Annotated in this window: 8 protein-coding genes; 3 read left to right on the top strand and 5 right to left on the bottom strand. The window is 38.2% G+C overall.

The annotated features are described in order from the left end of the window. Positions 1 to 17: 17 nt before the first annotated feature. Entirely contained in the window at positions 18 to 3,338 is a 3,321-nt protein-coding gene (locus ABR854_RS14540; RefSeq protein WP_350266139.1) for a carboxypeptidase-like regulatory domain-containing protein, read from the bottom strand. Between the two features lie 266 nt (positions 3,339 to 3,604). On the opposite strand from ABR854_RS14540, the gene ABR854_RS14535 reads away from it, so the two are divergent. The 3 genes from ABR854_RS14535 to ABR854_RS14525 all read left to right on the top strand — a co-directional run bounded on the left by ABR854_RS14535 (position 3,605) and on the right by ABR854_RS14525 (position 6,472). Then, entirely contained in the window at positions 3,605 to 4,510 is a 906-nt protein-coding gene (locus ABR854_RS14535; protein ID WP_350266138.1) for a DUF3089 domain-containing protein, read from the top strand. Between the two features lie 40 nt (positions 4,511 to 4,550). Next, positions 4,551 to 5,618, top strand: coding sequence for a mannose-1-phosphate guanylyltransferase (locus ABR854_RS14530; protein ID WP_350266137.1), 1,068 nt, complete (start codon positions 4,551 to 4,553; stop codon positions 5,616 to 5,618). A gap of 158 nt (positions 5,619 to 5,776) precedes the next feature. Continuing rightward, positions 5,777 to 6,472, top strand: a complete 696-nt coding sequence (locus ABR854_RS14525) for a DsbA family oxidoreductase (RefSeq protein ID WP_350266136.1) — start codon at positions 5,777 to 5,779, stop codon at positions 6,470 to 6,472. 88 nt (positions 6,473 to 6,560) lie between these two features. Here the strand turns inward: ABR854_RS14525 and ABR854_RS14520 are convergent, their stop codons facing one another. From ABR854_RS14520 to ABR854_RS14505, 4 genes are all read right to left on the bottom strand, one after another. Continuing rightward, positions 6,561 to 7,313: a LytR/AlgR family response regulator transcription factor gene (locus ABR854_RS14520; protein ID WP_350266135.1), complete on the bottom strand. Its 753-nt coding sequence runs from the start codon at positions 7,311 to 7,313 to the stop codon at positions 6,561 to 6,563. Beyond that, positions 7,310 to 9,403 carry a histidine kinase gene (locus tag ABR854_RS14515; protein WP_350266134.1) on the bottom strand — a complete coding sequence of 698 codons (2,094 nt, stop codon included), beginning with the start codon at positions 9,401 to 9,403 and terminating at the stop codon, positions 7,310 to 7,312. The genes ABR854_RS14520 and ABR854_RS14515 overlap by 4 nt, the downstream gene beginning before the upstream one ends. A 3-nt stretch (positions 9,404 to 9,406) precedes the next feature. Further along, on the bottom strand, positions 9,407 to 10,045 hold the full coding sequence (locus ABR854_RS14510; RefSeq protein WP_350266133.1) for a hypothetical protein: 639 nt from the start codon (positions 10,043 to 10,045) through the stop codon (positions 9,407 to 9,409). A 144-nt stretch (positions 10,046 to 10,189) separates the two neighbouring features. Beyond that, on the bottom strand, positions 10,190 to 12,364 hold the full coding sequence (locus ABR854_RS14505; protein WP_350266132.1) for a TonB-dependent receptor: 2,175 nt from the start codon (positions 12,362 to 12,364) through the stop codon (positions 10,190 to 10,192). Between the last annotated feature and the right edge of the window lie 85 nt (positions 12,365 to 12,449).

Raw genomic sequence — 12,449 nt, 5'->3', positions numbered from 1 at the left:
AAATCGTTTGTTCGTTATTATTTGTTCAATAATTCGTCGAACGTAATAGCTACGTAGTACATTGAGCCAACGGCTGCACTACCATAAGCCTGAATATATGGTTTACCACCAATATTAGTACCACCCAATTTGATGATAGATTTCATTGAAGCTAATTTGTAGCTTACTTGGGCATCAAAAGTTGTTACGGCTGGTACGCTTGTATTAGTAAATGATGTAATACCAGTTGTAGTTGGCTGGTTGAAACTTGCTTGCCAAACAAACTCATCTTGGTGTCTTAGATTTACATTGAAACCAAATTTATCACCACTATTCAAGCGTTTTCCAAAACTAACATTGTAGCGATTTTTCGGAGTATTATAACCTGCATATTGTTGTTCTGGACTTGCGGTAAAACCTTTTAAGTTATTCTGAGCAAAGTTCATCCCTACATTATATCCTTTGTTTAGGGAATAATTAGCACTAATCGCAAAACCATTGGCTGTGATAATTTCTTTTGAATTTATTACACGTGAATATGCCGCACGAGTAGATGCACCGCCAAGTCCCGATTCAATCGGTAAACCTGGAGCAGCAGCAGCCGTTGGTACAAGTATCGCAGTTCCACCAATAAAGTTGGTGTATTTACTTGTATAGAAATACGAGTCAATGAATAATTTCTTAGCAATTAAACCTTTGTAACCAATTTCATACGAAGAGATTCTTTCAGGTTTTAAATCTGCTACTTTATACTTAGGCAATGCCGCTAAACCGAATGCTGGTGCAACTTGAGCAGTAACCCCTGGCACATTTGCAGCGAGGGCTTTGGCTAACTCAGCATTGAATGCTGGTTGGAAATTAGCTGCAATAGCGGCTGGTAAATTGGCGGCTACTCCTGCTTGAATACCTGCCTGTGTTGCAGGTAAAGCTAATTGTTGTTGAACAGCAGTTTGGATACTTGCTTGTGTTGTAGGAAGTGCCAATTGTTGGGCAACACCAGCTTGAATTGCTGCTGTTGCTGCTGAAGCTGATAATTGTCCTGCTGCTACTAAGGCATTTACCTGTGCAGTCACACCTTCTGTTATCTGTTGAGTTACAACCGCTAATACTCCTGTTTGGATTTGTTGAGTTGCACCAGCAGTAACTGCCGCCAACACGCTTTGTTGAATGGCTGCGTTTACACCCGCAGTAATCGCTGGAGTTGCTTGTGCAGTTACGGCAGCAGTCGCATACGCTTGTGCTTTAGCCAAAACATCAGCAGTGAGATATTTTGTTGGGTTTCTTGAAAAATCAGTCAATGTTGCTAAATCTACACCATTTGCCAAGTTGTATCTTGTATCAAACTCAGGTTGAGCACCAATTAAAGTTCCTGATGGGGTTGCTAAGTCGATGTATTGGTTTTGAGTAGTCGGAATACGATACCCTGTTTGGTAAGAAACACGGAAGTTTTGTTGTCCAAATGATGCAACGGCCGATAAACGAGGTGTGAAAAAGCCTTTAAAGTTTTGGCTTTTGTCATAACGAATCGAAGCCGATAATTTTAGATGGTCACTAAACAAACTTTTTGCTGCTTGTAAGAATGCACCATATTCATTGATTGGAATAGTACCTGAGCGTCCTTCTTTTGTATCAGAGAATAGTGTTCCGTTTGAGCGTAAGCTGTACTGACGAACGTTTGCACCAGCCAATAAATCAATAAATTTGATTTGATTTTTGAAGTTATAAACCCCTTCAGCGTGATACATATTTGTTTTATCCAAGAAAGCACTACCCTTTACGCCATCTTTATCTACATCTACGATAGCTTCTTCACGGTATTTTTCGAGTAATGTATTAAATTCCGCAGTGCCAGGTTTTGGCATTCCTTGGTCTGCTGCATTTCTTGCTGTTAGGTGAGCTAAGTCTTCGGCTTGTCCTGCACTACGAGCAGCTACAAATGCTCCTACATATTGGCCAAACCAAGTTGCATGAGGTTTGATACTATTCAACATTTCCACAGCAGCCAAACCAGCTACATAAGATTCGCCCGAACGCTCTTGAGTTGTATAGGCTCTCAAAGTGAAATTATCACCTCTCAACTCAACTTTAGCTTGAGTTAGATTAAAATTACGAAGTGAGTATCTACCAGTTCCTGTGTAAACGGTTGTTCCGTAACCATAATTTACTTGACCAACTAATTCTACTTTATCATTGATACGATAATGTGCGGCCAAGTTAGTTTTGAAACTCTTGGTATTATAATCAACTAAATCTCTTTCTAAGAAACCAGTTCTACTAACATTGGTGCTTGGTACTAAGCTCAATGCTGCTGCTGGTAATAATTTAGCAGCGATTAGTCCATTGGCAACAGTTGTCATATTTGCTTGTACTTCATCACCGTAAACATTCATTCCATCATAATCGGTTTTTACACCTGCTCCTCTTGTGCCATCTTGTACACCGCCCAAGTTTAAGTTTGTATAATTTGTTGCTTGCCAATCTTTAGCCGCGATGTAAGCCAAGTTTACTTTGAAAGCAAACTTATTGTTTTTTGATGCTTTTGCATAACGCATCGAGAAATCAGTCAATGGTGTATTTACAACATCACGATTGCTGGCACTCATCACACCTGCTTTTAAAGTTGCACTCAAACCTTGGTATAAAAATGGGCTTTTACTATTCATTAAAACCAAACCATTGATAGCATTTGGGCCATAAAGGGCCGATGCGGCACCTGGTAAAACCTCAACACTTTCAACGTCAAGCTCTGGCATACCTACAATATTATCAACAGGAAAGTTTAGACCTGGAGCTTGGTTGTCCATTCCGTCAATCATTTGTACGGTACGAGGATTTCCCGTAGCACCAAAACCACGCATGTTGATAGATTTAAATAACAAACCTTGTGTTGTCATATCAATACCCTTCATATTAGCTAAGGCATCGTAAAAAGAAGGTGAGGCCGTTTCACGAATTGTGCGAATATCCATCTTTTCGATAGCCGCTGGAGATTTCAGAACGGACTCTTCAACTCTTGAAGCCGATACGACAACTTCTTGACCTAATACGGCTTGCTCTTTCAAAGCAATATTAATAGCGGCTGAATTTCCAGAAACATTTACTTCTTGACTTTCATATCCAACTGAAGTAATTAATATTGAAAATGGTGGTGGGGTCGATACATTGAAAGAAAACTCACCTTTGGCATTGGTGATTGTTCCTACAACTTTACCTTTTACCTGCACACTTACTCCAATAAGAGGCTCTTTAGTGGTAGCATCGGTAATGGTTCCAGACACTTTTGTTTGAGCAAAGGAAAGCTGTGTAATTAGAAAGCAGCATATTCCGAGCAAACATTTTTTAATGGAAAGTTTGTACATGAGAATATTGGTTAGTGGTTAACAAAACGTATTTTTGTGTCAAACTTAGAAAAGAAAATAATAATATGCAAGCATACTATTATTAGTTTGTATTAAAATGTTACAATTTTAACAAAAAATAATTATATATAATGCAAAAGACGATTTTTATATCCATATTTTATTTTTTGTCGATTTTATCCGCTGAAATTTTCGCCCAAAACTCGGTTGTTTTAAAATCAAATTTTAAGCCTCAATTTACCCCCTCAGCCCCTGATTATTCACAAATGAGTGCTTGGGCTGCTTTACCAACTATTGAAGACAAAGCAGATAAAACACCCTTAAAGTCGAATCTGACCGAAAATCAAAAAGATGCCAAGGCGGATGTGTTCTTTCTTCACCCAACTACTTTTACATACGAACCTAAAAATCAATATCAGTGGAATGCTGATGTCAGTGATACTGAACTGAACGAGAAAACGGATAATTCTACTATTCTCAATCAAGCATCTGCTTTTAATGGTTCGGGCAAAATTTATGCTCCTCGTTATCGTCAGGCACATTACTATTCTTTTCTGACGCCAAATATCGAAGATAAAAAGCAAGCTTTAGATGTAGCGTATTCTGACATTAAAGCCGCTTTTGAATTTTATCTAAAAAACTGGAATCAAGGTCGGCCAATCATTATTGCCTCACATAGCCAAGGAACGGTTCACGCTAAACGATTATTAAAAGATTTTTTTGATGGAAAGCCTCTCCAAAAGCAACTTGTAGAAGCATATTTAATAGGAATTGCTACTCAGCCTGATACTTTTGAGAATATCAAGCCAAGTAAATCGGCTGAAGAATTCGGCGGTTTTGTCTCATGGAATACTTATGCGAGAAATTATTTACCAGAATACTATGAAGACGGACTCAGTACAGCAGTTAGCACAAACCCACTTACTTGGAAATTAGATGAAGAATTTGCCCCAAAAGAACTCAATAAGGGTGGCGTTGGTTATAAATTCACATTCGTCAAGCAAGCTGCTGATGCACAAAATCATAAAGGTGTTTTGTGGATTAATAAACCATACATTAGAGGCAGAGCATTTATCAATATAAAAGTATGGCACATTGCTGATATAAATCTTTTTTGGATGAATATCAGAGAAAACGTAGCTTTACGTTTAGAAACATATCTCAATAAATAATAGAAACTTTAAAAGCCAATTTTAAGACAATTTTCTATCAATGAACAATAATTACGTTATAATCATGGCTGGAGGAGTCGGAACAAGGTTCTGGCCATTTAGCCGCTCAAATAACCCTAAACAATTTCATGATGTACTGGGGATTGGAAAAACAATGATTCAACAAACTGTTGAACGCTTTGATGGAATTTGTCCAAAAGAAAATATCTATATAGTTACGAGCAAAGAATACTATGATATTACAAAGCAACAGTTGCCTTATTTGAATGACGACCAAATTTTGCTTGAACCTAATCGTAGAAATACGGCTCCTTGTATTGCGTATGCGTGCTACAAAATTGGGGCTAAAAACCCCAATGCTAATATTGTTGTTGCTCCTGCTGATCATATTATTTTGAAAGAAGAGGAGTTTCGCAAGCGAATTAGTATTGCGTTACATTTCTCAGCAAAAAATGATGTGTTAGTTACACTTGGTATCACACCAACTCGCCCAGATACTGGTTATGGATACATTCAATTCTCAGAGTCAGAAGGTGACATTAAGCGAGTGGTAACTTTTACCGAAAAACCAAACTTAGAGTGGGCAAAGAAATTTGTTGAAAGTGGTGAATTTGTTTGGAATGCTGGTATTTTTATTTGGAATGTAAATGCCATCAAGAAATGTTTTGAAGCATTCTTACCCGAAATGGCAGAGGCTTTTGAAGAAATCAAGGCCGATTATTATACAGATAATGAAGCCGACGCTTTAAACAAAGCATATCCACAATGCAAAAATATTTCGATTGATAACGGAATCATGGAGCGTGCCGAAAATGTATTTGTGGTACTTTCTGACATTGGTTGGTCTGATTTGGGTACTTGGAAGTCTTTGTATGAAATATCTGATAAAGATGAAAACCAAAATGCGGTTGATGCAAATGTAATGCTTTATGATACTCAAAATAGTATCATAAAAACTCCAAAAGACCGCTTAGTTGTTCTGAGTGGCTTAGATGGATACATTGTAGCAGAGTTTGATAATGTGTTGATGATCTGTAAAAAAGAGGATGAACAAAAAGTAAAAGAATTTGTGGCTGCGGCAGGAGTGAAAGGCAAGGAGTTTGTGTAGTAGCCAACAGTTTGTGGCCAGCACAGTCCATAGCGTCATTCAATACAATTTTAGTCAAGAATGTACAAAATATTTAAAAAGGGGTTCGATTTATCGAACCCCTTTTTTTGAACCAAATTTCAGCTTCGTAGGTTTTATTTGAAAAACAATTATACAGAATGAACAACAAACCATTGCAAATAGATATCGTGTCTGATGTGGCGTGTCCGTGGTGTTATATCGGAAAAAAACATTTAGAAAAAGCTCTCGAAAGGTTTGATAGTCAGCCAGTTGAGGTTACTTGGCATCCTTTTCAACTTGACCCAACGATTCCAGCCGAAGGGCTTGATAAAGAAGAATACTTTCTTAATAAATTCGGTAGCAAAGAGCGAATCGAGCCAATGTTTCAGCGTGTGGTAGGGGTGGGCGAGCAGGCAGGCATCAAGTTTGATTTTGATAAAATGCCAAAAGCTATCAATACGATTCCGTTACACAAAATGCTACACATTGCCCGTGAAGAAGGAACGCAAATAGAGTTAGAAGAGAAGTTTTTCAAGGCATATTTTACTGATGGTATTGATTTCTCTGAGAAAGAGCAACTCATTGCTTTTATGGAAGATTTTGGTTGGTCACGTGAAAAAACGGAAGGTATTTTAGCCAATGAAGAAATTACTTATCACGTTACGCAAGAAATCAGACATTTTCAGAATTTAGGTGTTTCTGGTGTTCCTTTTTTCATCTTGAATAATAAATATGCCATCAGTGGAGCTCAGCCAACAAGTGTATTTTTGGATACTTTGAATAAAGTTGCCGCTGAAATGCAGCCAGTTGAAGCCCTTGGCGAGGTTTGCGATATTGACGGAACGAATTGTTGATAATAGATTTTAGACAAGGGACAAAAGACATGAGATAGAGTAAATTATTTTTACTTTTTTCTCTTGTCCTTTGTCTAATATCTCTTGTCTAAATCTCCATCAACTTCTTCAAATTTTCTCCATAAGCTGAGCCTGTTTCTATTTTCGAGGCTTTTGTATCTCGCATAATTACCAGATATTTTCCGCTGAAATACTTTTGTAACTCTTTGATTAAGAGAGAATTAATGATTGACGAGCGACTTACTCGGATGAAGTTTTCTGGCAGTTTTTCTTCTAAAGATGCTATTGTATAATTGGTCAAATATTGCTTTCCGTCGGTCGTATTCAAGAAAACGTATTTGTCTTCGGCTTCAAAAAAGCTGATTTCTGTCAATGGAATAAACAAAATCTTTTCGCCCGATTTTACCGAAATCGAATGAATATCTTTCTTAGGTTTGAACTGCTCAATTAGTTGCAAAAGACTATTATTCATTGAGCTCTCGCCCGTATTTGACTTTAATTTACGCAGTTTCTCAACGGTCTTTTCCAATCGTTCGGTTTCGATGGGTTTGAGTAAATAATCAATCGAATTTTCTTCAAAAGCCCTGATGGCATATTGGTCGTAGGCAGTAGCAAAAACCACCAAAGGCATAAAATCAAGTTGAGCGAGCATTTCAAAACCAGTCATTTCGGGCATTTCGATGTCCAGAAAAATCACATCGGGTTTGTGTTGTGTTATTTTTTCGAGTCCTTCGTGGCCATTTTTTGCTTCTGCAATTATTTCAAAATCTTCAAATTTGCCCAAAAGCCTTTTTAACCGTCCGATTGCCAGAGGTTCGTCGTCGATGAGTATCGTTTTCATTTTTTCTTTATCGTAATTATTACCGCTTTATATGCGTCGTTGTTCTGAATTTCTACTTGTGCATCTTTGCCATAAATCAATTTAAGTTTATCGTTGATGCTTCGCAGACCGTAACCTGATGCCATTTCTTCGGGAAAAGGTTTTCCAGAATCGTGTACCGAAAGAATAATTGATTCGTCTTTCTGATAAATTTTTACCTCAATTCGCCCTTCTCCCGAAATCTTTGCAATGCCATGTTTGATGGCGTTTTCGACCAAAGGCTGCAATAAAAACCTCGGAATCTGAAAATCTTCAAGGCTTTTGTCTAATTCGGTTGCAAACTTTAATCTATCACCAAAACGTACTTGTTCAATAGAAAGATAAGTTTTTACAATCTCCAGTTCGTCGGCAATGCTACTAAAATGTTCGTTGTTGCGGTCGGTTGTGTATCTAAAAAGCTTTGATAGAAGAATTGTCATTTCTTCGGCCTTATCGGGGTCAGAATGCACCAAACTTGCAATACTATTGAGCGAATTATACAAAAAATGAGGATTGATGCGTGCCTGTAAAGCCCCAAGTTCGGCGGTTGTTTTGAGTTTTTCGAGGTTTAGGAGTTGATATTCTTGCTCCGAAATCTTGCGGGTGATTTGTCGGGTATGTTGCCAATAATAAAAATACAAAGAACTTACAATTGCAGGAATTGCTAAATACCAATGCCTATTATTGCTTAGACCGTCGGCGGCTATATTAGAATAACTCAAGTGAAAAACACTGAGGAATATCTGACAAAAACGCAACAATATGTAAGTGAAAGCAATGATTGTTAAATATTTGAGTGATTGATAGTGAACTTTATTATCTAAGAGTTGTATAAACGTTGTTACGCCCGCATGTGCACTCAGACTAATTGAAATGTTTGATAAAAACACAATCTTATCAACACTTGATAGCGTATTTTGTGGTTCAATGAGTTGTAATACAAAATACACAATACTGCTCAGTCCATAAGTAATTAGTAAGCAAAAGAGCAGACCAAAAATAAAATTACCAATATTGAAATTAAAACTTGGTTTGTTATCGGTGGCTTCTTGACGTTTGATAAAACTGTTCTGTGGCTTTTCGTCTTTTTCTAAGGCTCCAGATATACGTATAGTTCCGCCCGTGCCTTTTACTTTTACGGTTGGGCCACCGCCGTTGAGTTTTCCTACGAGTTGGTCTTGGGTTCGATAGCCTTCAAAATTTTGAAGTGGCGGCACAACAACTTTCGAGCTTGAAATATCAACATCAATGGCTTGATTGAGCGGCAAAGCCACTTTAATATTTCCGCCCGCCGTATCGAGCCAAATATATTTGCTAACCGATTTTATTTCAGCTACAATATTACCTCCTTTGGTATTTGCCCCAATATCGCCTTCAATGCCGTAGAGCTTAATGTTTCCGCCCCAAGTTGAGCATTGAAGCTCGCCTTTCAAGCCTTCTCCCAAAATATTTCCGCCCGATGTACTGGCATAAACTTTCCCAGTTTGGTTTTTTATTTTAATATTTCCACCGAGTGTTTTTACGTGTACATCGCCAGCGTTATCGCTCAAAACAACTTTTCCTCCCCAAGTTTTCGCATCAATATTGGCATCGCACTGATTGATTTCTAAACGCCCGCCCATTGTTTTTCCTCGTAAAACGCCTTTTGCGGCACTAATAAACAGATTTCCGCCCCAAGTTGTGAAAACATGATTGGCGTCTATGTTTTTTAAATAGATATTACCTCCGTAAGTTTTAGAGTTGGCCGAAATATGTTTGGGCAATGAAATTCGGAAAGACGTTTTCTGAAAATTAATCCAGTTGTATGGGTGAAAATAATTGGGTTTTGAAAGAATATTCAGCGTTTCGCCGACGGTTTCGATGCTTACAGGGTTAATTTCTGAATCAATCGAATCTAATCTATCGCTATTCAGGAATAAAGTTAGCAAACTTCTGACTGAGGCAAAAATTTCGATTTTTACGACACTTTCTTCTGTTCCGATGATTTCTATATCACCAGCGAAAGTTGTGAGCTGAAGGTTTTTTATTCCCTCAGCATTCACTTCCTTTATGTATGTTGCTAATGAGTTCATTTTTTATATCTGAGAAAGCATCCATTTAGCAACTCTTTCGCCCCAACTTGGTGCAATGCTCGATGCGGGTTTGAATTTCGCAAATTTACTGATGGCATCTTCAAAAAGTGGTTGAGATTTTTTCTTACCGCCACCAAAAGCTTCTGGTGTGTAGAAAACTCCTTGTCCAGCCAATAAGGCGGCTCTTGGATTTTCGGGGTTTAATTGATTAGCTTTTGCTAAAGCTGCTCCTACAACTACACCGTATTTTTGCCAACGGTCTTGCGGCGAAACCGCCATTTTAGCACTGGCAATGTAGGCTTTCATCACCTCAATTTCGTCATTGTTGGGTTGTAGTTTTTCGGCGATAGCTATAAACTTCTCGGCCTTTTCTAAAATGATGTCTTTTTTATCGACATCGGTTTCGGCGTAGTTTAAGTTTACTAAACCATAAGCCGCCCAATAGTTTGGCAACCATTCTTTGGGTTCGGCAGCAGCGATGCGTTCTAACTGACTAACGGCTTGCTTGTTGTTTTCGGTGTTTTCAAATTCGCTGAGCAAATCGACAGCTTTTTCCATTGCTGAAATGTAGGCAGGGTTTTGAGCAAAAGTTTCGGTAATTACCAATGTTAATAGGGTGATTACAAATAAAATACGTTTCATATTGATTAATGTTTAAATGTTAAAAAAAATAGCTTTTTCTGATTTGTTGATTCAATTTATGTGGACTTTTGTTGCTGAAATATTGATTTCTGACGAATGCTTGTTTTTGAGGAGTAAACTTCGTTTTTGAAAGAATGAAAATTATCAATTTTCTAAATCGGCTTCTTTTGGTTTTCCGAGTTGTTTTGAAAGATTCATCGAAATACCTAAAAAGAAGGTTCGGTAAACTGGCGGTGTAACCTCAAAACGTTGTTTGCCATCTGCTGAGTAGCGGTAGCCAAATACATTTTTTCGAGCAAAAATATTATCCAATGCTGCATAAAATACCACAAAATTGCCTTTAATCACTTTTATATAACTCGCCGAAAGGCTCACGTTTTGGTACGGCTTCATGTAAGTCGGCGAAAACGAGGTTGTGGCAAAATCATAGTTTGGTCGCCCGCTTGTGTGCGTGAAAGTTACGCCAACATTTGTACTGATTTTTTCAAGAAATTGCTTGTAAACCACACTAAAATTGTGTTTTGAAGCAAACGTTGGAGTAGCTTCTTGCTGATAATTTCTGAATAAGCGTTTAGTATCTAAGAAAGAATACGTGAACCAAAAATCCCCGTTTTTGATGCTTTTCTTATCTCTAAAAAATCCATCAAAGCCTTGAGCGTAGCCAAACCCGCTATTATCGGTTTTTCCAATCGGGAAACGATAAGGGTTTGGGTCGTAGAAAGTGGTATATTCTCTTACTAAATCTTTATACTCTTTTCTGAAAGCCTCTACTCGAAATGTTCGGTCGTTTTTGATCACTTGATAATTCAGAATCAAGTGATTGGCTAACTCAAAATCTAAGTTTTGATTGAGATAAAGATAGTTTTTCTCAGGTGTTTGGTAAAACTGCCCCGCCGCCAACGAAATTTGACTGTATTGACCCATTTTGTAGGCCAAAGAGATTCTTGGAGCAATATTGCCTTTATTTATCACGTTCGTGTATTCGCTTCGTAAGCCAAATCTTCCTGCCAATTTTGGCGTGATGTAGAGTTCGGTTTCTATGAAAGCCGTTCCATAATTTTCATTTAATCTAAAATCATATTGATTATAGATATTGCCGACTTTGATGTTGTGAAACTCCGTACCAAACAAAACCGAACTGGCATTATTTCTTCCGAATAGGCGAGTCATGACTGCTCGTGCCTGTGTACGCTCATCGAGGCGGTCGTTTGCGTTGCCTCCGACTGTTAGTTTATCGGTATTATGGCTGTACGAAAGTCCAGTTTGTAAAATCCATCGACCTTCGTCAAAGTTTACTTGATAAGTTCCATTCGTGAAAACATTGCGGTTTTTTAGGTCAAATTTGTACTTTGTGCCAATTTCCTCATAAGATGGAAACAAAATCGTAGATTGATTATCGGTGTAAGTGCCGTAGATTTTCAACGAACTATTTTTTGTCAGATTTTCATTAACTGTCAGCGAAGTGCTGATTCCCTGCGGCATTTTATCGAAGACAATATTCGACGGAATCGCCTTGAAGTAAGGCGAAAGATTGGTATAATAAACCGACCCCGAAACGCTGCCTTTGTGCGTGTAAGTTGCTCCAATGCCCGCCATGTTAGCATTCAGATTCCAACCACTGGCGTTATCGGTTTTGTCTTTGGTTTGCAATAAAAGCACCGACGAAAGTGCTTGACCATATTGTGCTGAATATCCACCCGTGCTAAAAGCTGTTCCTTTAAACATAAAAGGCGTGAATCGTCCACGTTGTGGCACATCGGGTGTACTACTAAAAAACGGATTCTGCACAATCATGCCATCAATTACGGTTTTGGTTTCGTTGGCCGAGCCGCCACGCACAAAAAGTCCTTCTTGCTCACCTACTCGCTGCGAACCTGGCAAAAGCTGCATGACGGCTGTAATATCTGCACCACCACCTGCCGTTGTTACGATGTCGAGTGGTTTCAGCATGACCATTTTTTTGCTGTCTGATGCCTCGAATGTTCCTGCCGTAATCGTCACGGTATTCAGTACATTCATGGCTTCTTCTAACTTAATAATAAGTTCTACTATTGGCTTATCCAATTTTATTTTCTGCTCGAAAGGTTCATAGCCTACAAAACTTGCCGAAATAGTTGCAGTGTCTTTCTGATTGGTTTTGAATGTAAAATTGCCGTCTAAATCGCTGGTTGCACCATCGTAACTGCCTTTTACGAAAACATTGGCACTCGGAAGAACATCACCTTTGCGGTCGGTTACTTTGCCTTTGATAGTTGTTTGGGCAAAAACAGTTGGAAATAATAAAAGTTGAAATAAGAAAAGAGGTAATAGCTTTTTCATTGATTTGCGTTTTTTGATGACACAAATTTATTTTTGAAAAGCTCCTTAGATTAGCGTTTTCAGACAAACGCCTGTTTTTGAAGAA

The organism is Emticicia sp. W12TSBA100-4 (assembly GCF_040253585.1).
In the GTDB taxonomy this organism is placed as follows: Bacteria; Bacteroidota; Bacteroidia; order Cytophagales; family Spirosomataceae; genus Emticicia.
The sequence above is the reverse complement of the archived record's forward strand: the minus strand, read 5'-3'. Positions and strand labels throughout refer to the sequence as shown.